Source organism: Pseudomonas sp. PAGU 2196 (assembly GCF_022179005.1).
Classification (GTDB): Bacteria; Pseudomonadota; Gammaproteobacteria; order Pseudomonadales; family Pseudomonadaceae; genus Aquipseudomonas; species Aquipseudomonas kermanshahensis.
The window spans coordinates 406,386-432,470 of the sequence record NZ_BNTL01000002.1 but is presented as its reverse complement, the minus strand read 5'-3'; the positions used below and the strand labels follow the sequence as shown (position 1 = coordinate 432,470).

The window sequence follows — 26,085 nt, the reverse complement described above, 5'->3', positions numbered from 1 at the left end:
GTTTCGGGCCAATTATTCCTGAGGCATGGGCGCGCGGACCTTCGGCGGCTGACACGATATCGAGTCGGACCAACAAGGCGGTCGCGCGCAAATGGCACAGGCATCACTGGCCCGAAACAGATGTGGGAGCGGGCTTGCCCCGCGAAGCGCCGCGCGGGCGGCGCTCGATCTAACAGGCGCTATACATTCACCGGCGAACACCTTGTAGCCCAATACCTATCCATCAGGCCAAAAAAAAGGGCCAACCCCTGCCAAGAGATGTGGCCCATAAGCGCTCAAAGAGAGTCACTTGCCTGAAGAGGATTGCCGAATCAGCGCGCGGTAATCACCGCCAGTTTGCTGATCCCCGCACGTTCAATCGCCGCCATGGCCCGCGCCACCTCGCCGTAGTTCACGCCATCATCGGCCTGCAACTGCACACGGACTTCCGCGTCCTTGGCCTTGGCCGCCTTGAGGTTGGTCTCCAGCAGGTCCGGCTGGATCTCGTCCTTGTTGATGAACAACTTGCCAGCCCCGTCGATGCTCACCACCAGCGGATCTTTCTGCTCCACCGGTGCCACCGCCTCGGTCTTGGGCAGGTTGATGGGGATGGCGTTGGTCAGCAGCGGCGCAGTGACGATGAACACCACCAGCAGCACCAGCATGACGTCTACCAACGGCGTGACGTTGATTTCACTGAGGACTTCGTCGCTGTCCTGGGTCGAAAAGGCCATATCAGGACGCCTCCTTCACCGGCTGAGTGAAACCGGCCTGGGCTTTGTGCACGGCAGGGTGCACCAGTACCCGGAAGGCACTCTTCTGCGCCAGGCTGTAGAAGTCATGGGCGAAGTCGTCCAAGTCTGCTGCGGTCAGCTTGAGGCGGCGCAGGAAGTAGTTGTAAACCAGTACCGCTGGCACCGCGACGGCGATACCCACCCCCGTGGCCACCAGTGCCGCGCCGATCGGCCCGGCCACGGTCTCGAGGCTGGCGGAACCTGCCGCACTGATGCCCTTGAGCGCTTCCATGATGCCCCACACGGTGCCAAACAAGCCGATGAAGGGCGAGGTACTGCCGATACTGGCGACCACCGCCAGGCCGGTTTCCAGCGAACGGCGCTCGCGGACGATCTGCTGGCGCAGAGCGCGTTCGAGGCGGTCCTGGTGATTGATGGCGTGGCTCAGGTCGTTGGCCTGGGTGGTATCGCCGACGGCAATAGCGGCATAACCGGACTGCGCAACGCGGGCGGCTGGGCCAGGTAGCTCATGGCTGATTTCGGCGGCCGAATCCAGGCTGGAGGCTGCCCAGAATTGCTGGTGGAAGCGTTTGTCCTGGTTCTTCAGCCGCACGAACTGCACGACCTTGACCAGGGCCAGGCCCCAGGTGACGACAGAGAAACCAACCAGCAGCCAGATGACTGCGCTTTCAACGGATTCGAGGGGGGATGCCAACAGGCTCATGATGATGTCTTCCTATGTTCTGCTGATTCTGTGAAATGCGTTAGCGAAGCTTGAAGTCGATTGGCACGCTGACCCAGCCGGTCTGGGCCACGTCGCCTTGCTTGGCGGGAACGAAGCTCCAGCGCTTGACGGCAGCCAGCGCAGCGGCATCCAAGGCATCGCGGCCACTGCTCTTCTGCACCTGGATCTGCCCCGGCTTGCCACTGGGCAACACCTCGACGCGCAACAGCACGGTGCCTTCCCAGCCGCGGCGCTGGGCCATCTGCGGGTACTCCGGCGCCGGGTTCTTGAGGTACGCGGCGTTGGCTGAAGCCGGTGTCACCGGCGCCGGCGCGGGTGGCGCAGGGGCTGGCGGTGCCGGGGCTGCAACAGGTGCCGGTGGCGGTGCCTCGACCGGCTTCGGCTGCGGCTTGGGCGCCTGCTTGACCACAGGTTTAGGGATCGGTTTTGGCTTCGGTTTGGGCTTGGCGGCCAGCTCGTCGACTACCGGCGGCGCGGGTGCCGGGGGTGGTGGCTCGACCACGGGCGGCGCAGGGGCGGCGAACTCGATGGTCATGGGTGGCACCTGCGGCGGCACCACGGGCAGCTCAGGCGTCGGCGCCTGGCTGACCCAGTAGGCGGCGGCGCCGTGCAGCGCCAGTACCAGCAGCGCCAACGCCAGCTTGTCGCGGCGCTTGAGGCCGCTGGCAGGCGTGCGTTGCAGGCGCTGCTGGCCAAGCGGAAGACGAAGCGTGCGTCCAAGCTCGACCAGGTCGCCCGGTGCCGGGCGCCATGGCTGGTCGTAGGCTCTGACGGCCGTCTGGACTTTACCCATTGATCAAACTCCTGGGGTCTCGATTCAGGTGTGTGGCTGAATCATCGGGGCCAGAGGCTTATCTCTTAAAGTAATGTTTAAAATTATGGTTATAACTTAATTGAATATTGTTTTTGAGCGATCGTGTGAAAGCCACGGATTTCGAGGGCTGTGGGCTGGAGGGCGATTAGCGATGCTTTGTGGGCATGCAAAATATTCGCGTAAGGCATGAGATTGCTGCGAGGGCTGCGCCCTCGATTCGCAGCACAAGGCTGCTCCTACAGGGAATCGCGCTGCAGCATTGTGCTGCGAAGGGGTGCGAAGCAGCCCCAGCAATCCACCAGGCAATAAAAAACCCGGGATAGGGCCCGGGCTCTTCATCTTCAAAGGCAGATCAGATATCCGCCACCTTCTGCCAAACCTTCGGCCGGAAGAACAATGTCTCACCCCGCGCCAGGCCGGTCAGGCTGTCGTGGTCCTTGACCACTTCGGCCTCGATCAGCTCGCTCTGCCCTTCCACCTTCAAGGTCACCCGGGTGGTCGCGCCCAGCGGGCGGATATCGCGCACCTCGGCGGCATGGTGGCCTTCGGTTTCATGGCGCGACAGCGACACTTCGTGCGGGCGGAACAGCACGTGGTGGCCTTCGCTCAAGGCCAGACGGTTGGAGTCGCCGAGGAAGTGGTAGACGAAGTCGTTGGCCGGCTGCTCGTACACTTCACCCGGCGAGCCGATCTGCTCGATCACACCCTTGTTCATCACCACGATGCGGTCCGCGACTTCCATGGCCTCTTCCTGGTCATGGGTGACGAACACCGACGTCAGGTTGATATCTTCGTGCAGGCGCGCCAGCCAGCGGCGCAGCTCTTTACGCACCTTGGCATCCAGGGCACCGAACGGCTCGTCGAGCAACAGCACCTTAGGCTCTACCGCCAAGGCGCGGGCCAGGGCGATACGCTGGCGCTGGCCACCGGAAAGCTGCTCGGGGTAGCGGTCGGAGAGCCAGTCGAGCTGGACCATGTTCAGCAGCTCATGCACCTTTTCGGCAATCTTGCTTTCGCTCGGGCGCTCGCCCTTGGGCTTCATGCGCAGGCCGAAGGCGACGTTGTCGAACACGCTCATGTGGCGGAACAACGCGTAGTGCTGGAACACGAAGCCGACGTTGCGATCACGCACGTCGTGGCCAGACACATCCTCGCCATGGAACACGATGCTGCCGTCATCCGGTGTCTCCAGGCCGGCAATGATGCGCAGCAGGGTGGTCTTGCCGCAGCCGGACGGGCCGAGCAGTGCCACCAGCTCACCGCTGTGGATATCCAGGTTGATGTTGTCCAGGGCCTGGAAGCTGTTGAAGCGCTTGCTGACGTTACGAACTTCGATCGACATGAATTATTCCTCCGCAGCGCTATGGCGCAGGCGGTTAATACGGTTCTCGCTCCACTGCTTGAGCAGCAGGATGAAGAGCGCCAGGATCAGCAACAGGCTGGCCACGCTGAAGGCCGCGACGTGGTTGTACTCGTTGTAGAGGATCTCCACGTGCAGCGGCAAGGTGTTGGTGACGCCGCGAATATGGCCGGACACCACCGACACCGCGCCGAACTCACCCATCGCCCGCGCCGTACACAGCACCACGCCGTAGATCAGGCCCCATTTGATGTTGGGCAGGGTCACATGCCAGAACATCTGCCAGCCATTGGCGCCCAGCAGGCGCGCGGCCTCTTCTTCCTGGGTGCCCTGCTCTTGCATCAGCGGGATCAGTTCACGGGCAACGAATGGCACAGTGACGAAAATCGTTGCCAGGACGATGCCCGGCAGCGCGAACACAATCTGGATGTCATGGTCCTGCAGCCAGGGGCCGAACAGGCCTTGTGCGCCGAACATCAGCACGTAGACCAGGCCCGCGATCACCGGCGAGACCGAGAACGGCAGGTCGATCAGGGTCACCAGCACGCTCTTGCCACGGAAGGTGTACTTGCTCACGCACCACGCCGCGCTGACGCCAAACACCAGGTTCAGCGGCACCGAGATGGCCACGGCAAACAGGGTGAGCTTGAGCGCCGACAAAGCGTCGGGCTCGAAGATCGCCTCGAAGAAAGTGCCGAAACCGTTTTTCAGCGCCTGCGATACCACGATCACCAGCGGCAGCAGCAAGAACAGCGCGAACACCAGCCAGCCAAGGCCGATCAGGATGCGCCGCGAGGTGGCGCTGCCACGGCGGGCGGCATTGGCGGCGGCGGTAGCGCTCAGGGATGAACTAGACATAGCCGGCCTCCTTCAAGGGGTTTCGATGCGGCGCTGCAGCAGGTTGATCAGCAGCAGCAGGATGAAGGAAACCACCAGCATCAGCACGCCGATGGCAGTCGCGCCGGTGTAGTCGTATTGGTCGAGCTTGACCATGATCAGCAGCGGCAGGATCTCGGTCTTCATCGGCATGTTGCCGGCAATGAAGATCACCGAACCATACTCACCCACCCCACGGGCGAAGGCCAGGGCAAAGCCGGTCAGCCAGGCAGGCAGCAGTGCCGGGGCCAGGATGTGGCGGAACACCTGCAGCGGTTTTGCGCCCAGGCAGGCGGCGGCTTCTTCGACTTCACGCGGGATGTCGGCCAACACCGGCTGCACGGTGCGCACCACGAACGGCAGGGTCACGAAGGTCAGCGCCAAGGTGATGCCAAGCGGTGTGTAGGCGATCTTGAAGCCCAGGTCGGTGGCGAACTGGCCAACCCAGCCCGCCGGGGCGTACAGGGCCGTCAGGGCGATACCGGCCACGGCGGTAGGCAAGGCGAACGGCAGGTCGATCATCGCGTCGATGATCTTGCGCCCGGGGAAGGTGTAGCGCACCAGTACCCAGGCCAGCAGCGTACCGATTACACCGTTGATGATGGCGGCGAACAGGGCGGTGCCGAAACTCAGCTTGAGCGCGGCGATGACCCGCGGCGCGCTGATGATGTTCCAGAACTGCTCCCAGGTCAGCTGCGAGGCATGGATGAACATGGCCGCCAGCGGAATCAGCACAATCAGGCTGAGGTACACCAAGGTGTAACCCAGCGTCAGCCCGAAGCCGGGTATGACGGGGGAAATACGACGTGACATAAGTATCCCTGGTTGAACGCACGAAGCCCGGAATCAATCCCGGGCCGGTGCAGGCTTCTGAATCTTGGGGCTGCTGTGCAGCCCATTCGCGGCACAAGGCCACTCCCACAGGGGAGCGCGGTTCCTTGTGGGAGCGGCCTTGTGCCGCGAATGGGCCGCACAGCGGCCCCGCTTTTCCATAACCGCTTACTGTGCCTGATAGATCTGGTCGAACACACCGCCATCATTGAAGAATTTGGGTTGTGCAGTCTTCCAGCCACCGAAGTCCTTGTCGATGGTGACCAGGTCCAGTTTCGGGAATTGCTTGCCGAATTCGGCAGCGACCTTCTCGTCACGTGGGCGGTAGAAGTTCTCGGCGGCGATCTTCTGGCCAGCCGGGCTGTACAGGTGCTTGAGGTATTCGGTGGCAATCGCAGTATTGCCCTTCTTCTCGGCGTTCTTGTCGACCACGGCCACCGGTGGCTCGGCCAGGATCGACAGCGACGGCACGACGATTTCGAACTTGTCTGCGCCACCGTCTTCCTTCAGCGCCAGGAAGGCTTCGTTTTCCCAGGCCAGCAGGACGTCGCCCTGGCCGTTGTTGACGAAGGTGATGGTCGAGCCACGGGCGCCGGTATCGAGCACCGGCACGTGCTTGAACAGCTCCTGCACGTAAGCCTTGGCCTTGTCTTCGCTACCGCCGGTCTTCAGGCCATAGGCCCAGGCGGCGAGGAAGTTCCAGCGGGCGCCGCCAGAGGTTTTCGGGTTCGGGGTGATGACCGAGACGTCTTTCTTGATCAGGTCGCCCCAGTCCTTGATGCCTTTCGGGTTGCCCTTGCGCACCAGGAACACGATGGTCGAGGTGTACGGGGTGCTGGCGTCCGGCAGGCGGGTCTGCCAGTTGTCCGGCAGGGTCTTGCCGAGCTTGGCGATTTCGTCGATGTCGCCGGCCAGGGCCAGGGTCACCACGTCGGCGCGCAGGCCATCGATTACAGCGCGGCCCTGTTTGCCCGAGCCACCGTGGGATTGCTGGATCTTCACCTTGTCGTCCGGGTGGGACTGCTGCCAGTGCTTGATGAATTCGGCGTTGTACTGTTGGTACAACTCACGGGTCGGGTCATAGGACACGTTCAGCAGTTCGTAGTCCTTGGCGATTGCGGAACCGGCAAAAACAGCACTGGCCAGGGCGGCGAGCGCATAACGGCGGATGGACATGGTGAAGCTCCCGATTGGCATTTTTCTAGTTTTAGAGGTGTGGCGCGATCAGCCGGTCTTGTTGCCGGGCTGTTGCAGGCGGAACTTCTCCTTGCGCTCGATCTGGACGACCTGAGCGTTGTGCACGGTAATCTCCACCGCACCGAAACGCAGATCGCGCAGGGCGCTCTGGATCTCACGCAGAATGGTGGCTTCGTCCTGACCGTCGATGCTACGCAGAGATGCACTCATGCTCGTTCTCCTTGGAGTGAGGGTGCCGGGCAGAGGTTTGAAGGGGATTTGCGCCTGGCTTGAGGGCAATAGTAGTGAGGCGGGGATATTCTTAAAAATACTGTTTAAGAATGTTTATATAACCATTTTCACAAGCCTCACATTTCCCCTGTAGGAGCAGCCTTGTGCTGCGAAGAGGCCGGTACATTCACCCTCAAACACGGATGGCTGTACCGGCCTCTTCGCAGCACAAGGCTGCTCCTACAAAGGGATGTGAGGTCAGGATGATTGTTTTTCAGGCTCGCGGATTTTGTACCAGGCCACATACAGCGCCGGCAAAAACAGCAGCGTCAGCAAGGTGGCCACGATGATCCCGCCGATCATGGCGTAGGCCATCGGCCCCCAGAACACCTCGCGGGCAATCGGGATCATGCCCAAGCTGGCCGCGGCCGCCGTCAGCAAGATCGGCCGCCGCCGGTGGTTGGTGGCCTCCACCACCGCATCCCACGGTGACAGCCCCTGCGCCTCGAACTCATCGATCTGGGTCACCAGGATCACCGAGTTACGAATGATGATACCGGCCAGGGCCAGAATCCCGAGAATGGCCACAAAGCCCATCGGCGTACCCGTAGGCACCAACGCCAGCACCACCCCAATCAAGCCCAACGGCGCCACGCTGACCACCAGGAACAGCTTCTGCACGCTGTGCAGCTGGATCATCAGGAAGGTCGCCATGAGGAACAGCATCAACGGAATGACCTTGCGGATCGGCCCTTGCGCCTTGGCGCTCTCCTCCACCGTACCGCCGGTCGCCACCTCGAAGCCGACCGGCAGCTTGCTGGCGAACTCGTCGATCTTGGGCTTGAGCTGAGCCACCAGGTCGGTGGGCTGGATGTCGCCATTGACCGACGCCTTGATGGTGATGGTCGGCTTGCGATCACGCCGCCAGACCAACGGCTGTTCCAGCTCGTAACGCACCGTGGCGAAGGCCAGCAGCGGAATCGAGGTGCCATTGGGGGTCAGGATCTGCAGGTTCTGCAAGGTATCGGGCGAGCCACGCTCGCTGTCTTCGGCACGGGCGACCACGTTGACCAGGTAGATGTTGTCGTTGACCTGGGTAATCGGCACGCCGGTGACGATGCTGTTCATCACGTTGGCCACGTCTTCGGACGACAGCCCCAGCTGACGCGCTTTGTCCTGGGCAATCTCGATGCGCAGCACTTTGCCCGGCTCGTTCCAGTCGTAGATCATCTCGCCGATGTGCTCGTTGGCATCGAGCAAGGTGGCGAGCTCGATGGCGTGCTTGCGCACCTGGTCGATGTCCTGGCCGCTGACCCGGTACTGGATCGGCCGGCCCACCGGCGGGCCCATCTCCAGCGATTGCACGTTGGTGCCGATGCCGACGAACTCTTCGCGCAGCAGTTTCTGCAGGCGATCCATCATGCCCTGGCGCTCTTCGAAGCCTTTGCTGACGATCACCAACTGCGCGTAGTAGGGGTTCTGCAATTGTTGGTCGAGGGGCAAGTAGAAGCGAATCGCGCCCTGGCCAATGTAGGTGCTCCAGCGCACCAGGTCCGGGTCGTCCTTGATCCTGGCCTCCAGTCGGTCGACGACCTTGCGCGTCTCTTCGATCGAGGCGTTTTGCGGCAGGTTGAGGTCGACCAGGATTTCGGGGCGGTCGGATGATGGGAAGAACTGGTTCTGCACGAAGCGCTCGCAGAATATCGCCAGTGCAAACAGCAGCACGGTGCCAATGATGGTCAGCCAGCGGTTGCGCATGCACCACAGCAGGCCGCCCTCGAATGCCCGGCCCACGCGCCCAGGTTCGGCCTCGTGGGCTTTGACCTTGCTGCTGAGGATATGCACGCCCAGCACCGGGGCGAAGAACACCGCCACCACCCACGACACGATCAACGCCACGGCGATCACCGCGAACAGTGTGTAGGTGTACTCACCTGCCGAACTGGCGTTGAGCCCGATCGGCACGAAGCCGGCCACCGTCACCAGGGTACCGGTCAGCATCGGGAACGCCGTCGAGGTGTAGGCAAAGGTCGCGGCCTGCTCTTTGCTCTCGCCCATTTCCAGGCGTGTGACCATCACCTCCACGGTAATCATCGCATCGTCCACCAGCAGGCCCAGGGCGATGATCAAGGCGCCCAGCGAGATCCGTTGCATGGTGATGCCGCTGTACTCCATGAACACGAAGACCATGGCCAGCACCAGCGGGATCGAGCAGGCCACCACCAGCCCGGCGCGCACGCCGAGGCTGACGAAGCTCACCGCCAGCACGATCACCACAGCCTCGAAGAGTGCGCTGGTAAAGCCACCCACCGCCTGCTTGACCACCACGGCCTGGTCGGACACGGTGTGCACACCCACCCCCACCGGCAAGTCGGCGATCACGCTGTCCATCTTCTTCTTCAGCGCTGCGCCGAACACCTGGATGTTACCGCCCGCCTTCATGCCGATGGCCAGGCCAATGGCGGTCTGGCCGTTGTAGCGGAACATCGGTGACGGCGGGTCGACGTAGCCGCGCTCGATATCGGCAATGTCGGCAAGGCGGAAGAAGCGGTCATTGATCCTCAGGTTGACCGTTTCCAGGTCCTTTTCAGAGGCGAACTGGCCGGTGGTCCGCACCGAAATACGTTCGGGGCCCGCCTCGATCACCCCTGCCGGGGTCACCGCGTTCTGCGATTGCAGCGCCTGCATGACCTGGCGCTGGTCGATACCCAAGGCCGCCAGTTTGCGGGTGGAGAAGTTCAGGTACAGCACTTCGTCCTGGGTGCCGACCAGCTCGATCTTGCCGATGCTGGGCACTTCGCGCACTTCGGCGCGGGCCTGCTCCACGTAGTCCCGCAGTTGCCGCAAGGTCAGGCCATCGGAGGTGAAGGCGTAGATCGAACCGAACACATCACCGAATTCGTCGTTGAATGCCGGGCCCTGGATGCCCTCGGGGAACTGGCCGCGGATGTCCTGGATCTTCTTGCGCACCTGGTACCAGATGTCCGGGATGTCCTTGGCCTTGGTGGTGTCGCGCAGGTACACGTAGACCGTTGACTCGCCCGGGCGGGTGTAGCTTTTGGTGTAGTCGAGCGAGTCCAGCTCTTCGAGTTTCTTCTCGATGCGGTCGGTGACCTGATACAGGGTTTCATCCTGGGTCGCACCGGGCCAGCGGGTCTGGATGACCATGGTCTTGATGGTGAACGACGGGTCTTCCTCACGGCCCAGGTTGAAGTAGGAAAAAATCCCCATCAGCAAGCCGACGAACATCAGGTACCAGACGAACGATTGATGCTTGAGCGCCCATTCGGACAGGTTGAAGCTTCCTTTCATTGCGCATCCTCGTCGAAGGTGACCTTCTGGCCAGGCTTGAGGCTGTTGACGCCGGCAGTCACTACGCGCTCGCCTGGCTGTACGCCGGAGGCGATGACGATGTGTTCGCGGGTGCGGTCGATCAAGGCGACATCCCGGGTCGCCACGGTTTTCTGCTGCGTGTCGATCACCCACACCTGGGTTTTGCCGTCACGCTCGAGCAAGGCGCTCAGGGGCAGTTCACTGCGCGGCGTGACCGCAGAACTCAGGCTTACGCTGATCGCGGTGCCAAGGTGGAAGGCGGCCGGTGTGCTGGCCAGGGTCAGGCGCGCACGCCGGGTGCGCGTGGTGGCGTCGGCTTGCGGCTCCAGCTCGCGCAACGAGGCCGTGGTGTTGATGCTTGGGTCGAGCTGCGAGGCCACGGTGAAGGTGAGGCCCTTGTCGAGTTGCTCGCCCACGCCGATCGGCAGGTCGATCACGGCTTCCTTGACGTCTGGCCGGGCCAGGGTCACGACAGCCTGGCCCGCCGTTACCGTTTGCCCAGCTTCGGCCTGCCAGGCAGTGATCACCGCCGCGTGGTCGGTGCGCAGGGTGCTGTAATCAAGCTGGTCACGCGCCTGGCTGACCGCAGAGCGTGCCTGCTCAAGCGCCGCACCGGTGGTTTTCAGGTTGGTCTGGGCAATGTCCAGCTGGGCCTGGGCACCGACACCGCGGTCGTACAGCTGCTGCTGACGGCGCGCGTCGGCCTGGGCGTTTATCCACTGCGCCTGGACCTTGGCCAAGTCGCCTTCGGCGGCGCGCAACTGGTTCTGCTGGTCGGTGGGGTCGAGGGTGGCCAGTGTGTCCCCAGGCTTCACCTGCGCCCCCACATCAAGCCAACGCCGGGCAATACGCCCGGACACGCGAAAGCCCAAGGTGCTCTCGAAGCGCGCCTGAATGCTGCCGGCAAAGCGCCCAAGTTGCGCTTGCACCTGCGGTTCGACCTTCACCGAAAGCACCGGCCGAACGGGCTCGACCGCTTCTTCCTCAGAGCTGCAAGCAACCAGCAACAGCCCGACCGGGAGCAATAACAGCAAGCGCTTCATGGCGCATCCCCCGCAGCCTTTTCATCGATTTTTTCCACCTGCATGCCGGGGTGCAGCAACTGCCCGCCATTGACCACCACGGTCTCCCCGCCTTTGAGGCCGTTGGCGACCACGACCTTGCCGGTGAGGTAGCGCGCCACTTCAACCTTGCGCAGTTCGACCTTGTCGCCCTCGCCCACCACCCAGACGGCAGGCTCATGCAGGGCCTTGGTCAAGGCCGACCAGGGCAGCTCGATGCTGGAACGCCCCTGGGAATTGGCAGTGGCCGTCACCGGTGAGCCCAGCTGCATGCCGGGCGGCACGTTGCGCAGGCCAACCTTGACCTGCACCGTGCCACTTTGGGCTGAAACGGTTGGCGTCACTTCGCGAACGAAGCCTTGCGCCTGGACGTTGGGGTCATCGAGCAGCTTCACGATCACCCCCTCATCGCTTGGCGGTGCCACCAGCAACGATTCATACACGTTGAACACTGCATCACGGTCGCCATCGCGGGCGAAGCCGAAGATCGGCATGGTGGCCTGCACCACTTGGCCGACCTCGGCCTGGCGCTCGGTGATCACGCCGGCGGCTTCGGACACCAGCGCGGTGTAGCTCAGCTGTTCATTGGCATTGGCCAGCTGCGCCTGGGCGGCCTTGAGCGCGCTCTGGTTGCTGCGCAGCGCGGCTTCGGCGGAGTCGTACTCGCTCTGGCTGGTATAGCCTTTGGGCAGCAGCTTTTGCTGACGCACGAAAGCCGCGGCCGTCTGCGTCACGCGCGCTTGGGCGGCGAACACCTCGGCCTTGGCCGAGTCGACGTCGTTTTGCAGGTCTTTCGGGTCTAGCCGTGCCAGTACCTGGTTGGCCTTGACGTGATCGCCCACATCGACGCTGCGCGAAATGATCTTGCCGCCCACGCGGAACGACAAGTCGGTTTGCACCCGCGCTTGTACGTCGCCGGTCAGGGTCACTCTGGCAGCGAAATCGGTAGGCTGGACCTGTTGCACACCGACCCGAGGCAGCGTCTCGGGGGTTTCTTCCTTGCTACAGCCGGTGAGCATGTACAGCACACTCAGGCCTGCCAGCACCAGTGGACGCGTCACCCTCATGCAGGCTCCTAGCTTGCGCACAAATGATTTGTGAGATGCGACTGTCAGCGTAGTTCAGGGTTCAGCAAACATCACTGATGGAGATCACTGGAGTATTTTCGGCGCTGGTGCGGGCCTCTTCGCGGGTGAACCCGCTCCCACAGGGACTGTGCAAATGCTGAATTCTGCGTAGCACCTGTGGGAGCGGGTTCACCCGCGAAAGGGCCGGTACAGACAACCACAAGCCCCCTGCCATTTCCCGAAACCATCCAACGCACTTTTGCGGTTTCACATCCACTACCTTGGAGAGGTCACTCTTCAAGGAAGAAACCAATGCCTCGGGCTCAATCACACCTGCTTCGACGTGGTCGCTATTCAGAACTCGGCAGGCTGTACCTGCTTACTACTGTTACCCATCAACGCAAGCCGCTGTTCAATGACTTCCAACATGCCCGATTAGTTATCCATCAACTGCGACAATCCGATCACGACCACGCCTGCCGGTCATTGGCCTGGGTACTGATGCCGGACCATCTGCATTGGCTAATCGAGTTGAAAGGCACGACGCTGGGTACATTGATGCGCAGGTTCAAATCCAGATCCAGTCTGGTTTTGCATCAGGCGGGGGTTGAGCATGATCCGGTGTGGCAGCCTGGGTATCAGGACCGGGCATTGAGAAGGGAGGAAAGCATGGTGCATGTAGCCCGGTACATTGTTGCCAATCCGTTGAGGGCTGGATGGGTCAGAAGTGTCCGGGACTACCCACACTGGGATGCGGTATGGCTTTGAATCGGTGCTGGGGTTTCGCGGGTAAACCCGCTCCCACAGGATGTGTGCAGTGTTCTAGAGCTGCACTTGCCTGTAGAAGCGGGCTTGCCCGCGAAGCGGCGGGTCAGACCGGCGCAGCTGCAGCCGTCGGGCGCTTGACCTGTGGCTGCGACACGTTCGCCGCAGCCCCTTCTTCGATGGCCTGCTGAATCGCCTTGCGACGGTGCTCTTCAGCGCGGCGGCTGAAGTACCAGACCATGAAGGTCACCAGCGACACCGACAACAGGATCAGGCTGGCCACGGCATTGATCTCTGGCTTCACGCCCAGGCGCACCGCCGAGAACACTTCCATCGGCAAGGTGGTCGAGCCTGGCCCGGACACGAAGCTGGCCAGCACCAGGTCATCCAGCGACAGGGCAAACGACATCATGCCGCCCGCCGCGAGCGATGGCGCGATCATCGGGATGGTGATCAGGAAGAACACCTTCCACGGCTTGGCACCCAGGTCCATCGCCGCTTCCTCGATGGACAGGTCCAGCTCACGCAAGCGCGCCGACACCACCACCGCCACGTACGCCGCACAGAACGTGGTATGGGCGATCCAGATGGTGACGATGCCACGCTCTTGCGGCCAGCCAATCATCTGCGCCATGGCCACGAACAGCAGCAACAGCGACAGACCGGTGATCACTTCGGGCATGACCAGCGGCGCGGTGACCAGGCCGCCGAACAGCGTGCGGCCCTTGAAGCGGGTGACCCGGGTCAGCACGAAGGCCGCCAGGGTACCCAGCGCCACCGCTGCCACCGCCGTGTAGCAGGCGATTTCCAGCGAGCGCATCACCGACCCCATCAGCTGGGTGTTGTCGAGCAGGCCGACGTACCACTTGACCGACCAGCCCCCCCACACTGTCACCAGCTTCGAGGCGTTGAACGAGTAGATCACCAGGATCAGCATCGGCAGGTAGATGAACAGCAAGCCGAGCACCAGCATCAGCTTGGAGAAACTGAAGCGCTTCATGCCCTGCCCTCCATTTCTTTGGCCTGGCTGCGGTTGAACAGCAGGATCGGCACGATCAGGATCGCCAACATCACTACCGCCAGCGCGGACGCTACCGGCCAGTCACGGTTGTTGAAGAACTCTTGCCACAGCACCTTACCGATCATCAGGGTTTCCGGGCCGCCCAGCAGTTCTGGGATCACGAACTCGCCCACCACCGGGATGAACACCAGCATGCAGCCCGCAATGATGCCGTTTTTCGACAGCGGCACGGTGATCTTCCAGAAGCTGTTGAAGGTGCTCGAACCCAGGTCCGATGCGGCTTCCAACAGGCTCGGGTCGTGCTTCACCAAGTTCGCGTACAGCGGCAGGATCATGAACGGCAGGTACGAATAGACCACGCCGATGTACACCGCCAGGTTGGTGTTGAGAATCTGCAGCGGCTGGTCGATCAGCCCCAGCCACAGCAGGAAGCTGTTAAGCAGCCCGTTGTTGCTGAGGATGCCCATCCAGGCGTAGACGCGGATCAGGATCGCCGTCCAGGTCGGCATCATGATCAGCAACAGCAGCACGGTCTGCGACTCTTTGCGGGCGTTGGCGATGGCATAGGCCATCGGGTAGCCGATCAGCAGGCACAGCAAGGTGCTGAAGAAGGCCATCTTCAACGAGCCCAGGTAGGCCGAGATGTACAGCTCGTCTTCGGTCAACAGGCCATAGTTGGCCAGGTTGAGCACCAACTGGATCTTGTCTTCGACGTAGCTGTAGATCTCGGTATACGGCGGGATCGCCACGTCGGCTTCGGCAAAGCTGATCTTCAACACGATGAAGAACGGCAGCATGAAGAACAGGAACAGCCAGATGAACGGCACGCCGATCACCAGGTGCCGCCCCTCCGGGGTCAAGCGCTGGAAGGCTCGCTTGAGCTTGCGCAGTTTCATGACCGCAGTACCACGCCGCTGTCATCTTCCCACCACACGTACACTTCATCGCCCCAGGTCGGACGTGTGCCCTGGCGCTCGGCGTTGGCCACGAACGACTGGACGATCTTGCCACTCGGCAGCTCGACGTAGAACACCGAGTGGCCGCCCAGGTAGGCAATGTCGTGCACCTTGCCGCGCGACCAGTTGTGCTCGCAGGTCGGTTGCTGGGTAGTGACCAGCATCTTCTCCGGGCGCAGCGCGTAGGTGATGTGCTTGTCTTCGACCGACGTGGTGATGCCGTGGCCAACGTAGATCTTGCGCTCCAGTTCAGGGCTGGCAATGATCGCGTGGCCTTCGGCGTCGTCGACCACTTCACCTTCGAACAGGTTGACGTTGCCGATGAACTCGCACACCAGGCGGCTGGTCGGGGTCTCGTAGATATCCACAGGCGAGCCGATCTGGGCGATCCAGCCCAGGTGCATGATGGCGATGCGCTGGGCCATGGTCATGGCCTCTTCCTGGTCGTGGGTCACCATCACGCAGGTCACGCCCACGCGCTCGATGATTTCCACCAGCTCAAGTTGCATCTGCGAACGCAGCTTCTTGTCCAGGGCGCCCATCGGCTCATCGAGCAACAGCAGTTTCGGGCGCTTGGCCAGCGAGCGCGCCAGGGCCACACGCTGGCGCTGGCCACCCGACAGCTGGTGCGGCTTGCGTTTGGCGTACTGGGTCATGTGCACCAGCTTGAGCATCTCGGCCACACGGGCGTCGATGTCCGCCTTGGGTAGCTTGTCCTGCTGCAGGCCGAAGGCGATGTTCTGCGCCACGGTCATGTGCGGGAACAGCGCGTAGGACTGGAACATCATGTTGATCGGCCGCTCGTAGGGCGGCATCTCGGTGATGTCGACGCCATCGAGCAAGATCCGCCCTTCGGTGGGGCGCTCGAAGCCAGCCAGCATACGCAGCAAGGTCGATTTGCCGGAACCGGAGCCACCCAGCAGGGCAAAAATCTCACCCTTGCGGATTTCCAGGGACACATCGTCCACCGCTACCGTTTCGTCGAACTTTTTCGTGACCCGGTCGATCTTGACCAGCACCTGCTTGGGTTGCTGGCCACCCTCGAGGGCTTTCTTATAGGCTCCGGAGGCAACTGCCATGAGTGAAACTCCCAACAAGATTTTTGTGCCCGCGCGGCCTGGTCTGCAGGGGCCGCGGCGGGTCTGGATTGTTACTTGCCCGACTTGACCTTGGTCCAGCTACGGGTCATCAAGCGTTGCACCTTGGGCGGCAACTCACTGTTGACGAACATCTTGTCCAGCACTTCCTGCGGTGGGTAAACCGCGGCGTCAGTCCTCACGGCCTGGTCCATCAGGTCGCCAGCCTTGGGGTTCGGGTTGGCGTAACCGACGTAATCACTGACCTGGGCGATAACCTCAGGTTTCAGCAAATAGTTGATGAAGGCATGGGCCTCTTTGACGTTCTTGGCGTCCTTGGGGATCGCCAGCACGTCGAACCAGAGGTTGCCGCCTTCTTTGGGAATCGCATACGCCAGGTTCACGCCCTTCTTGGCTTCTTCGGCGCGGGCCTTGGCCTGGAAGATGTCGCCAGAGAAGCCCGCCGCGACGCAGATGTCGCCGTTGGCAAGGTCGGTGATGTACTTGGACGAGTGGAAGTAGGTGACGTAAGGGCGAACCGCCAGCAGCTTCTGCTCGGCAGCCTGGTAGTCCTTGGGGTTGCTGCTGTTGGGGTCCAGCCCCATGTAGTTGAGCACCGCCGGGAGCATTTCGTCCGCCGAGTCGAGGAAGGCCACACCACACTTGGAGAGCTTCTTCATGTTCTCGGGTTCGAACAGCACCGCCCAGGAATCGATGGTGTCGACGCCCAGCGCAGCCTTGACCTTTTCAACGTTGTAACCAATGCCGTTGGTGCCCCACAGGTAAGGCACGGCGTACTGGTTGCCCGGATCGTTCTTTTCCAGGCGTTTCATCAGCGCCGGATCCAGGTTTGAATAATTGGGCAGCAGGCTTTTGTCGAGCTTCTGGAACGCGCCCGCCTTGATCTGCTTGCCGAGGAAATGGTTGGACGGCACTACCACGTCATAGCCGGTGTTACCGGCCAGCAGCTTGCCTTCCAGGGTTTCGTTGGAATCGAACACGTCCTGCACGGGCTTGATACCCGTTGCCTTCTCGAAGTCCGCGAGTGTGGTCGGGCCGATATAGTCGGACCAGTTGTAGAAATGCACCGTAGGCGCCGCTTGGACGCTGCATGCCAGCGTCAGGCCCGCTCCAGCCATCAAGGCCTTGCGTAATACAGAAATAGACAAGTGGGTGGTCCTCACAATCAGTGCCTGGGTAGCGGCAATGTGGCCGCACACGCAAAACCGGCGCGCAACTTACCTTCGCAGCTTCGATGCCGCAATCATCAATTGCCTTTCATGGCCTCTGGGCCGGGCAACCCCGGCCCAGAGCGCCTCGCATCGGGCTTACTTGCCCGACTTGATCTTGGTCCAGCTGCGGGTGATCACACGCTGCACAGAAGCGTCAGGCGCAGCGATCGCGTACAGCTGCTTCTTCACTTCGGCAGGCGGGTAGATGCTCGGGTCGCTGGTGATGTCTTTGTCCACGAACGCGGTGGCAGCAGCGTTGCCGTTCGGGAAGCGCACGGCGTTGGTGATCTCAGCCATGATTTCCGGCTGCATCAGGAAGTCCATGAACTGGTAGGCAGCGTCTTTATGCTCGGCATCTTTCGGGATGGCGACCATGTCGTAGAAGGTACCGGCACCTTCTTTCGGAATGACGTAGTCCACCTTGACCTTGTCGCCAGCTTCGTGGGCGCGGGCCTTGGACTGCTCCAGGTCACCCGAGTAACCGACGGCCACGCAGATGTTGCCGTTGGCCATGTCGCCGATGTACTTGGAAGAGTGGAAGTAGGTGATCGAAGGACGGATCTTGAGGAACAGGTCCTCGGCGGCCTTCAGGTCTTCCTTCTTGGTGCTGTTGCTTGGCAGGCCCAGGTAGTGCAGCGCGGCCGGGATCATCTCGGTCGGCGCATCCAGGAAGCTCACGCCGCAGCTCTTGAGCTTGGCGATGTTCTCAGGCTTGAACACCACGTCCCACGAATCGATCTTGTCCACGCCCAGCGCGGCCTTGACCTTCTCCGGGTTGTAGCCAATGCCGATGGAGCCCCACATGTACGGGAAGGCGTGCTTGTTGTCCTTGTCGCTGGCATCGCCAACGGCCTTGAGCAGGTCGGTGTCGAGGTTCTTCCAGTTCGGCAGTTTGGAACGGTCCAGTTCCTCGTACACGCCAGCCTTGATCTGCTTGGCCAGGAAGTTGTTCGAAGGCACGACGATGTCGTAGCCCGACTTGCCTGCCAGCAGCTTGGCTTCCAGGGTTTCGTTGCTGTCGAAGACGTCGTACTTGACCTTGATACCGGTCTGCTTCTCGAACTTGGCGATGGTGTCCGGAGCGATGTAGTCCGACCAGTTGTAGACGTTCAATACCTTGTCTTCAGCCTGAACAGCGGTCGCCATGGCACCCATCAGGGCGGCGGCCAGCAACGTCTTGCCCATTTTCTTCATGCGTCATGCTCCAGATTTTTTTGATTAGCCATCCGTTCAGCTGCCAGGTCCCGCAGTACACGCGTCGGGCGACTGAAACAGTCGCTAGTCTGGCAAGTTACAAGGCGCTGTTTCAAGGAAAGCAGCCCCTTGTAACCAACTAATGTCACAACGCTAGCCTAGCAGGTGCTCATCTGATCGCTTCGAGGGTCAGGTCGAGGCACTTGCGCGCCTTTTCCACCAGCTCGTCGATCTCTGCATGGCTGATTACCAGTGGTGGCGCGATGATCATGGTGTCACCTACCGCACGCATGATCAGGCCGTTCTCGAAGCAGAAGTTGCGGCAGATCATGCCCACGCCCTTGCCTTCGTAACGGCTGCGGGTGGCCTTGTCCTTGACCAGCTCGATCGCGCCGAGCAGGCCCAGGCCGCGTACCTCGCCCACCAGCGGGTGGTCTTGCAGCTCACGCAAACGCTTTTGCAAATACGGTGCCGCTTCTGTGCGCGCCTGCTCGACGATTTTTTCGTCGCGCAGAATGCGCAAGTTTTCCAGGCCTACGGCGGCCGCGACCGGGTGCCCTGAATAGGTGAAGCCGTGGTTGAAGTCGCCGCCTTCGCTGATCACCTTGGCCACGGTGTCACGCACGATCACACCACCCATGGGGATGTAACCGGAGGTCAGGCCCTTGGCGATGGTCATCAGGTCTGGCTTGAGGTCGTAATAGTCGGAGCCGAACCACTCGCCGGTACGGCCGAAACCGCAGATCACTTCGTCGGCCACGAACAGGATGTCGTACTTGGCGAGGATCTCCTTGACCTTCGGCCAGTAGGTTTCTGGCGGGATGATCACCCCACCGGCACCCTGGATCGGCTCGGCGATGAAGGCGGCGACGTTGTCTTCGCCGACCTCGAGGATTTTCTTCTCCAGTTGCTCGGCAGCCCACACACCGAATTCGTCCGGGCTCATGTCGCCGCCCTCACCGAACCAGTACGGCTGCGGGATGTGCACGATGCCCGGAATCGGCAGGCCGCCCTGCTCGTGCATGCCGCTCATGCCGCCCAGGCACGCACCGGCGAAGGTGGAGCCGTGGTAGCCGTTGATGCGGCCGATGATGGTCTGCTTGTGCGGTTTGCCCTTGAGCGCCCAATAGTGACGGACCATGCGCAGCACGGTGTCGTTGCCTTCGGAGCCGGAGCCGGTGAAGAACACATGGGTCATGCCTTCCGGCGCCACGTCGGTGATGGCTTTGGCCAGTTCCAGCGCAGGCGGGTGGGCGGTCTGGAAGAACAGGTTGTAGTACGGCAGCTCGCGCATCTGCTTTTCGGCAGCCTGCACCAGCTCTTCACGGCCGTAACCTACCGCCACGCACCACAGGCCGGCCATGCCGTCGAGGATCTTGTTGCCCTCGCTGTCCCACAAATGCACACCCTGGGCCTTGGTGATGATGCGCGGCCCCTTTTCCTTCAGCTGTTTGTAGTCGCTGAAGGGCGCGAGGTGGTGCTCGCCGCTCAGGTTTTGCCATTCACGGGTTTGCGGGTTTTTGACGCTCATGTGCTTCTCCGTTATCCGACAGCCGCGCTCCTGCGGCACCAGGGTTGATCAGACTGCAAACAGCAGGAACTCACGCTCCCAGGAACTGATGACGCGTTTGAAGTTTTCGTGCTCGGCGCGTTTGGTGGCGACGTAGCCGGTGATGAACTTCTTGCCCAGGTACTGAACCAGCGCACGGCTGATTTCCATGCGTTCCAGGGCATCTTCGATGGTCAGCGGCAGGCGCAGGTTGCGGCGTTCGTAACCGCGGCCCTGCACCGGGGCACTGGCTTCGATGCCTTCGACCATGCCGATGTAGCCGCACAGCAAGCTGGCGGCGATGGCCAGGTAAGGGTTGGCATCGGCGCCCGGCAGGCGGTTCTCGACCCGGCGGTTTTGCGGGCCGGCATCCGGTACGCGCAGGCCAACGGTGCGGTTTTCTTCGCCCCACTCGACGTTCACTGGCGCCGAGGTGTCGGGCAGGAAGCGGCGGAACGAGTTGACGTTGGGGGCGAACAGCGGCAGCGCTTCGGGGATGAACTTCTGCAGGCCACCGATGTGGTGCAGGAACAGCTCGCTCATGCTGCCGTCTTCGTTGCTGAAAATATTTTTGCCGGTGACCACGTCAACCACGCTCTGGTGCAGGTGCATGGCACTGCCCGGCTCGCCGGTCATGGGCTTGGCCATGAACGTCGCGGCCACGTTGTGCTTGAGCGCGGCCTCGCGCATGGTGCGTTTGAACACCAGGATCTGGTCGGCCAGGTGCAGGGCGTTGCCGTGACGGAAATTGATTTCCATCTGCGCCGTGCCGTCTTCGTGGATCAGCGTGTCGAGGTCCAACTGCTGCAGTTCGCACCAGTCATAGACGTCCTCGAACAGCGGGTCGAATTCGTTGGCGGCCTCGATCGAGAACGACTGGCGGCCAGTTTCCGGGCGGCCCGAACGGCCTACCGGAGGCTGCAGCGGGAAGTCCGGGTCTTCGCTGCGCTTGGTCAGGTAGAACTCCATCTCGGGCGCGACGATTGGCTGCCAGCCTTTGTCAGCGTAGAGCTTGAGCACTTTTTTCAAGACGTTGCGCGGCGAAAGCTCGACCGGGTTGCCCTTCTTGTCATAGGTGTCGTGGATCACCTGCGCCGTCGGCTCGATGGCCCAGGGCACCAGGAACACGGCGTCTTCGTCGGGGCGGCAGATCATGTCGATGTCGGCCGGGTCGAGCAGTTCGTAATAGATGTCGTCGTCGACGTAGTCACCCGTCACGGTCTGCAGCAGCACGCTCTCGGGCAGGCGCATGCCTTTTTCGGCGATGAACTTGTTGGTCGGCGAGATTTTGCCGCGCGTGATGCCGGTCAGGTCGCTGATCATGCATTCGACTTCAGTGATCTTGTGCTCTTTCAACCAATCGGTGAGCTGGTCGAGGTTGTTACTCATAAATACCTCAGGAGGTAAGGTGGTCCGCGCCTTGATTCTGGATGGAGAAGATTGCTAAAGCAAAAACCCCCACGCAGGAGCACAGTGGATACACTGAAAACAAGCGTGTCCGTAATGAGTTTGAAGGGCAGGAAGGCGAATCGAAGCGTGTGAAGCCGCTACGGGGAATGGTCCGGGTGCGCCAAGCGTCAATTATTGCGGCCAGGGCGGCCACACCGTTGACGGTGCGTGCATGAACGACAGGGGTACCCGATGGCACTGCGCAGGCAGTGCTTTCAGGTCGCGACAAGCGGACCATGTGACCCTCGTATTATTGTGTTCTGGGTTGAATCCGAGCTTAGCCTTGTTCATTTTTTTACACAACACCTCCGTAAAAAATAAAACACGGCACGCTTGAGATAGCCCTTCACGCGGGAAATAGCGGATAATGGTCCGCCCCGATATGCAGCAAATCTGCCGTAGATGTGCCATTTCAGGGCATCATGGGGTTGGCTTGACATCAGTATGGCTTTTCGATTGACTGGTCTTGCAAGCCCCCCTTGATTGATATTTTTAACAACAAAGGTGTTGCATCATGTCGGTACCCCCGCGTGCCGTTCAGCTTAACGAAGCGAACGCGTTCCTTAAGGAACATCCTGAGGTTCTCTACGTTGACCTTCTGATTGCAGATATGAATGGTGTGGTGCGCGGCAAGCGCATAGAGCGCACCAGCCTCCACAAGGTTTACGAGAAAGGCATCAACCTGCCGGCCTCCCTCTTCGCCCTGGATATCAACGGTTCCACCGTCGAAAGTACCGGCCTTGGCCTGGACATCGGCGACGCCGACCGCATCTGCTATCCCATCCCCGATACGCTGTGCAACGAGCCGTGGCAGAAACGCCCCACCGCACAGCTGCTCATGACCATGCACGAGATCGAAGGCGAGCCGTTCTTCGCCGACCCTCGTGAAGTGTTGCGTCAGGTTGTCAGCAAGTTCGACGACATGGGCCTGACCATCTGCGCCGCGTTCGAGCTGGAGTTCTACCTGATCGACCAGGAGAACGTGAACGGCCGCCCGCAACCGCCGCGCTCGCCGATCTCGGGCAAGCGCCCACAGTCGACCCAGGTGTACCTGATCGACGACCTCGACGAATACGCCGACTGCCTGCAGGACATCCTCGAAGGTGCCAAAGAGCAGGGTATTCCGGCCGATGCCATCGTCAAGGAAAGCGCCCCGGCGCAGTTCGAAGTCAACCTGCACCACGTCCCAGACCCGCTCAAGGCCTGTGACTACGCGGTGCTGCTCAAGCGTTTGATCAAGAACATCGCCTACGACCATGAAATGGACACCACGTTCATGGCCAAGCCCTACCCGGGCCAGGCAGGCAACGGCCTGCACGTTCACATTTCCGTGCTGGACAAAGATGGCAACAACATCTTCACCAGCGAGGATCCCGAGCAGAACGCCGCGCTACGTCACGCTGTCGGCGGTGTGCTCGAGACCCTGCCCGCGTCCATGGCGTTCCTCTGCCCGAACGTCAACTCGTACCGTCGTTTTGGCGCACAGTTCTATGTGCCGAATGCACCGAGCTGGGGCCTGGACAACCGCACCGTCGCGCTGCGCGTGCCGACCGGTTCTGCAGACGCCGTGCGCATCGAGCACCGGGTAGCCGGCGCCGATGCCAACCCGTACCTGATGATGGCGGCCGTGCTGGCCGGCGTGCACCACGGCCTGACCAACAAGATCGAGCCGGGTACGCCGATCGAAGGCAACTCGTACGAGCAGCTGGAGCAGAGCCTGCCGAACAACCTGCGCGACGCCCTGCGCGAGTTGGACGACAGCGAGATCCTCAACAAGTACATCGATCCGAAGTACATCGACATCTTTGTCGCGTGCAAGGAAAGCGAGCTGGAGGAGTTCGAGCACTCGATCTCCGACCTCGAGTACAACTGGTATCTGCATACCGTGTAACTGAAAACGCCGCCCATCAGGGCGGCGTTTTTCTGAGACCGGTGTCGCCTGCTTCGCGGGGCAAGCCCGCTCCCACAAGTCCTCCGCATGGCTCAGGCCTAGTGAGATTCCTGTGGGAGCGGGCTTGCCCCGCGAAGAGGCCGGTACAGGCGTACAACGTTTTCTCGAAAATCTTCGAATTACGCTGGTAGTTGTACAGCGATGCCCGCGCCGCCGGCAGCCGCTCCACGCCACTGGGCGCAAAGCCCCGCTCACGGAACCAGTGCGCAGTCCGCGTAGTTAGCACGAACAACGTATTCAGCCCCATCTGCCGCGCACGGCTCTCGATGCGCTCCAGCAACTCATCGCCCCGCCCGCCATGCCGGTACTCCGGGTTCACCGCCAGGCACGCCAGCTCCCCCGCCTCGGAATCGGCAATCGGGTACAGCGCTGCACACGCGATGATCATGCCCTCGCGCTCGACCACACTGAACTGCTCGATTTCCCGCTCCAGCACCTCGCGCGAACGGCGCACCAGGATGCCTTGCTCTTCCAGCGGGCTGATCAGCTCCAACAGGCCGCCCACATCCTCGATGGTCGCCTCACGCACGACTTCGAACTGCTCCTGCGACACCAGCGTGCCGCCACCACCGCGGGTGAACAGCTCGGTCAGCAGCGCGCCGTCTTCGGCATAACTGACGATATGGCTACGCGCCACGCCGCCCTTGCAGGCCTCGGCGGCCGCATCCAGCAATTCGCCCTGGTAGTCGCTGCCCAGGCGCAGCAGATGCGGCGCCACCTGCTGTGGGCGCAGCTCACGCACCAGCTTGCCCTGCTCATCCAGCAGGCCCGGTTCGGCGCCAAACAGCAGCAGCTTGTCGGCACCCAGCTCGATGGCCGCGCGGGTGGCCACGTCTTCGCAAGCCAGGTTGAAAATTTCGCCTGTGGGCGAATAACCCAACGGCGACAGCAATACGATGGAACGCTCGTCGAGCAGGCGGCTGATGCCTTTGCGGTCGACCCGGCGCACTTCGCCGGTGTGGTGGTAGTCCACACCCTCGAGCACACCGATCGGCCGCGCCGTGACCAGGTTGCCGGACGCCACGCGCAGGCGCGAGCCCTGCATCGGCGAGGCGGCGATGTCCATCGACAGGCGTGCTTCGATGGCCAGGCGCAGGGCACCCACGGCATCGATCACACAATCCAGGGTCGCCGCATCGGTGATGCGCATGCCACGGTGGTAGTGCGGGGTCAGGCCACGGTCGGCCAGGCGGCTCTCAATCTGTGGGCGCGAGCCATGCACCAGCACCAGCCGCACGCCCAGGCTGTGCAGCAGCACCAGGTCGTGGACAATGTTGCCGAAATTAGGGTGGTCCACCCCATCGCCAGGGAGCATGACTACAAACGTGCAGTCGCGATGGGCATTGATGTACGGGGAAGCATGACGCAGCCAGTTGACGTAATCGGGCATGACAGGGCCTGTGGATAAGTGGACGGAGAACGGCGATACAGGGGGCGTTCAAGATCATCGTCGGAACAGGCTTGCGGTCACGCGCGGTCTCCTCTAGGCAGGAACGAATAAGCTCAATGGACGTTTAGTGCAGGCAATAGTGCCGAATCAAGTCTCGCAATAGACGCACGGTAGGCTCGATTCGTGACATTTCCAGGTACTCGCCGGGCTGATGGGCACAAGCGATGTCGCCAGGGCCCAGCACAATGGTCTGGCAGCCCAGCTGCTGAAGATAAGGTGCTTCGGTGCCAAACGCTACCGCTTCGGCGCGGTGACCGGTCAGGCGTTCGGCCACCTGTACCAGCTCGGCGTCCGCCGCCTGCTCGAAGGCAGGCACTTCCGGGAACAGCGGGGCATAGTCGATGCGCACCTCGAACCGCTCCGCCACCGGCGCCAGCTTCTGGCGAATCGCTGCCCGCAGTTGCTCGACATCCATCCCCGGCAACGGCCGCAGGTCGAATTCCAGCGCGCATTGGCCGCAGATCCGGTTGGGGTTGTCGCCGCCATGGATGCAGCCGAAGTTCATCGTCGGTGTAGGCACGGTGAACTGTGGGTTGCGGTAGGTTTGCTGCCATTCGCCGCGCAACTGCATCAGTTCGCCCATCGCGGCGTGCATGGCTTCCAGGGCGCTGCGGCCGAGGGACGGGTCCGACGAATGGCCGCTGCGCCCAAGGATGTCGATGCGGTCCATGAGGATGCCCTTGTGCATGCGGATCGGCCGCAGGCCCGTGGGCTCGCCGATCACTGCGGCGCGGCCCAGCGGTTGGCCGGCCTCGGCCAAGGCACGCGCGCCGGACATGGAGCTTTCTTCGTCGCAGGTGGCGAGAATCAGCAGCGGCTGCTTGAAGTCATGCTCCAGCAACGGCACCACCGCCTCGATGACCAAGGCAAAGAAGCCCTTCATGTCGCAGCTGCCCAGGCCAACCCAACGGCCATCGACCTCGGTCAGCTTCAGCGGGTCGCTCGACCACAGCTGCTCGTCGTAGGGCACGGTGTCGCTGTGCCCCGCCAGCACCAGGCCACCCGGGCCGGTGCCACGGCTGGCCAGCAGGTTGAACTTGCCGGGGCTGACCTGCTGGATGTCGCACGTGAAACCCAGGTCACCCAACCAGCCGGCCAGCAGGTCGATGACCTGACGGTTGGACTGGTCCAGCGCAGGCTGGGTACAACTGACCGAAGGTGCGGCGATCAAAGCGGCGAACTGGTCTTTCAGCGTCGGCAACGGCATGCCTGTACTCCTCGGAAGCGTTGCCCAT

General features: G+C 61.9%; 22 protein-coding genes and 1 pseudogene. 3 read left to right on the top strand and 20 right to left on the bottom strand.

The genetic code is table 11. The features are described 5' to 3' along the window. Positions 1 to 311: 311 nt before the first annotated feature. The 11 genes from MFF34_RS03445 to MFF34_RS03395 form a co-directional block, all read right to left on the bottom strand. Entirely contained in the window at positions 312 to 713 is a 402-nt protein-coding gene (locus MFF34_RS03445; protein ID WP_027592267.1) for a biopolymer transporter ExbD, read from the bottom strand. Position 714: 1 nt separating this feature from the next. After that, a complete protein-coding gene (locus MFF34_RS03440; protein WP_099430730.1) occupies positions 715 to 1,437 on the bottom strand; it encodes a MotA/TolQ/ExbB proton channel family protein in 723 nt (240 codons plus the stop codon). A 40-nt stretch (positions 1,438 to 1,477) separates the two neighbouring features. After that, positions 1,478 to 2,251 carry an energy transducer TonB gene (locus MFF34_RS03435; RefSeq protein WP_238210255.1) on the bottom strand — a complete coding sequence of 258 codons (774 nt, stop codon included), beginning with the start codon at positions 2,249 to 2,251 and terminating at the stop codon, positions 1,478 to 1,480. Positions 2,252 to 2,624: 373 nt separating this feature from the next. Further along, positions 2,625 to 3,614 (bottom strand): sulfate/molybdate ABC transporter ATP-binding protein, encoded by a 990-nt coding sequence (locus MFF34_RS03430; RefSeq protein ID WP_027592264.1) that lies wholly within the window; start codon positions 3,612 to 3,614, stop codon positions 2,625 to 2,627. Positions 3,615 to 3,617: 3 nt separating this feature from the next. Next, on the bottom strand, positions 3,618 to 4,490 hold the full coding sequence (cysW, locus tag MFF34_RS03425) for a sulfate ABC transporter permease subunit CysW (protein ID WP_027592263.1): 873 nt from the start codon (positions 4,488 to 4,490) through the stop codon (positions 3,618 to 3,620). A gap of 12 nt (positions 4,491 to 4,502) precedes the next feature. After that, complete coding sequence (gene cysT, locus MFF34_RS03420) at positions 4,503 to 5,321, bottom strand: sulfate ABC transporter permease subunit CysT (protein WP_012274724.1); 819 nt, start codon at positions 5,319 to 5,321, stop codon at positions 4,503 to 4,505. A 186-nt stretch (positions 5,322 to 5,507) separates the two neighbouring features. Beyond that, positions 5,508 to 6,515 carry a sulfate ABC transporter substrate-binding protein gene (locus MFF34_RS03415; RefSeq protein WP_033702118.1) on the bottom strand — a complete coding sequence of 336 codons (1,008 nt, stop codon included), beginning with the start codon at positions 6,513 to 6,515 and terminating at the stop codon, positions 5,508 to 5,510. 48 nt (positions 6,516 to 6,563) lie between these two features. Next, a complete protein-coding gene (gene oscA, locus MFF34_RS03410; RefSeq protein WP_003258557.1) occupies positions 6,564 to 6,746 on the bottom strand; it encodes a sulfur starvation response protein OscA in 183 nt (60 codons plus the stop codon). A 258-nt stretch (positions 6,747 to 7,004) separates the two neighbouring features. Then, the gene (locus MFF34_RS03405) at positions 7,005 to 10,058 is read right to left on the bottom strand and encodes an efflux RND transporter permease subunit (protein ID WP_238210253.1); all 3,054 of its coding nucleotides are present in this window, start codon (positions 10,056 to 10,058) and stop codon (positions 7,005 to 7,007) included. Next, the gene (locus tag MFF34_RS03400; RefSeq protein ID WP_085272205.1) at positions 10,055 to 11,122 is read right to left on the bottom strand and encodes an efflux RND transporter periplasmic adaptor subunit; all 1,068 of its coding nucleotides are present in this window, start codon (positions 11,120 to 11,122) and stop codon (positions 10,055 to 10,057) included. Before MFF34_RS03400 ends, MFF34_RS03405 begins: the two co-directional genes overlap by 4 nt. Beyond that, positions 11,119 to 12,207, bottom strand: a complete 1,089-nt coding sequence (locus MFF34_RS03395; RefSeq protein WP_238210251.1) for an efflux RND transporter periplasmic adaptor subunit — start codon at positions 12,205 to 12,207, stop codon at positions 11,119 to 11,121. The genes MFF34_RS03400 and MFF34_RS03395 overlap by 4 nt, the downstream gene beginning before the upstream one ends. 312 nt (positions 12,208 to 12,519) lie before the next feature. Here MFF34_RS03395 and MFF34_RS03390 point away from each other — a divergent pair, with 312 nt between their 5' ends. Further along, the gene (locus MFF34_RS03390) at positions 12,520 to 12,975 is read left to right on the top strand and encodes a transposase (protein ID WP_238210249.1); all 456 of its coding nucleotides are present in this window, start codon (positions 12,520 to 12,522) and stop codon (positions 12,973 to 12,975) included. A gap of 103 nt (positions 12,976 to 13,078) precedes the next feature. On the opposite strand, the gene MFF34_RS03385 is transcribed toward MFF34_RS03390, so the two are convergent. From MFF34_RS03385 to MFF34_RS03355, 7 genes are all read right to left on the bottom strand, one after another. Next, positions 13,079 to 13,972, bottom strand: coding sequence for an ABC transporter permease subunit (locus MFF34_RS03385; RefSeq protein ID WP_099430734.1), 894 nt, complete (start codon positions 13,970 to 13,972; stop codon positions 13,079 to 13,081). After that, positions 13,969 to 14,889 carry an ABC transporter permease subunit gene (locus MFF34_RS03380; RefSeq protein ID WP_027592257.1) on the bottom strand — a complete coding sequence of 307 codons (921 nt, stop codon included), beginning with the start codon at positions 14,887 to 14,889 and terminating at the stop codon, positions 13,969 to 13,971. The genes MFF34_RS03385 and MFF34_RS03380 overlap by 4 nt, the downstream gene beginning before the upstream one ends. Continuing rightward, a complete protein-coding gene (gene potA / locus MFF34_RS03375; protein ID WP_027592256.1) occupies positions 14,886 to 16,028 on the bottom strand; it encodes a polyamine ABC transporter ATP-binding protein in 1,143 nt (380 codons plus the stop codon). Before potA ends, MFF34_RS03380 begins: the two co-directional genes overlap by 4 nt. A gap of 71 nt (positions 16,029 to 16,099) precedes the next feature. Beyond that, positions 16,100 to 17,194, bottom strand: a complete 1,095-nt coding sequence (locus MFF34_RS03370; protein ID WP_099430737.1) for a polyamine ABC transporter substrate-binding protein — start codon at positions 17,192 to 17,194, stop codon at positions 16,100 to 16,102. Positions 17,195 to 17,353: 159 nt separating this feature from the next. Further along, on the bottom strand, positions 17,354 to 18,451 hold the full coding sequence (locus tag MFF34_RS03365) for a polyamine ABC transporter substrate-binding protein (RefSeq protein WP_099430738.1): 1,098 nt from the start codon (positions 18,449 to 18,451) through the stop codon (positions 17,354 to 17,356). Positions 18,452 to 18,620: 169 nt separating this feature from the next. Next, the gene (locus MFF34_RS03360; protein ID WP_099430739.1) at positions 18,621 to 19,982 is read right to left on the bottom strand and encodes an aspartate aminotransferase family protein; all 1,362 of its coding nucleotides are present in this window, start codon (positions 19,980 to 19,982) and stop codon (positions 18,621 to 18,623) included. Between the two features lie 48 nt (positions 19,983 to 20,030). Further along, positions 20,031 to 21,389, bottom strand: coding sequence for a glutamine synthetase family protein (locus MFF34_RS03355; RefSeq protein WP_027592252.1), 1,359 nt, complete (start codon positions 21,387 to 21,389; stop codon positions 20,031 to 20,033). Positions 21,390 to 21,430: 41 nt separating this feature from the next. Here MFF34_RS03355 and MFF34_RS03350 point away from each other — a divergent pair, with 41 nt between their 5' ends. Both MFF34_RS03350 and MFF34_RS03345 read left to right on the top strand, forming a co-directional pair. Beyond that, positions 21,431 to 21,625 carry a hypothetical protein gene (locus tag MFF34_RS03350; RefSeq protein ID WP_225876673.1) on the top strand — a complete coding sequence of 65 codons (195 nt, stop codon included), beginning with the start codon at positions 21,431 to 21,433 and terminating at the stop codon, positions 21,623 to 21,625. A gap of 338 nt (positions 21,626 to 21,963) precedes the next feature. Then, on the top strand, positions 21,964 to 23,340 hold the full coding sequence (locus MFF34_RS03345) for a glutamine synthetase family protein (RefSeq protein WP_027592251.1): 1,377 nt from the start codon (positions 21,964 to 21,966) through the stop codon (positions 23,338 to 23,340). A gap of 154 nt (positions 23,341 to 23,494) precedes the next feature. Here the strand turns inward: MFF34_RS03345 and argA are convergent. Both argA and argE read right to left on the bottom strand, forming a co-directional pair. Further along, positions 23,495 to 24,790, bottom strand: a pseudogene (gene argA, locus MFF34_RS03340) (amino-acid N-acetyltransferase); the annotation flags it as partial. Positions 24,791 to 24,914: 124 nt separating this feature from the next. Continuing rightward, entirely contained in the window at positions 24,915 to 26,057 is a 1,143-nt protein-coding gene (gene argE, locus MFF34_RS03335) for an acetylornithine deacetylase (RefSeq protein ID WP_238210240.1), read from the bottom strand. Between the last annotated feature and the right edge of the window lie 28 nt (positions 26,058 to 26,085).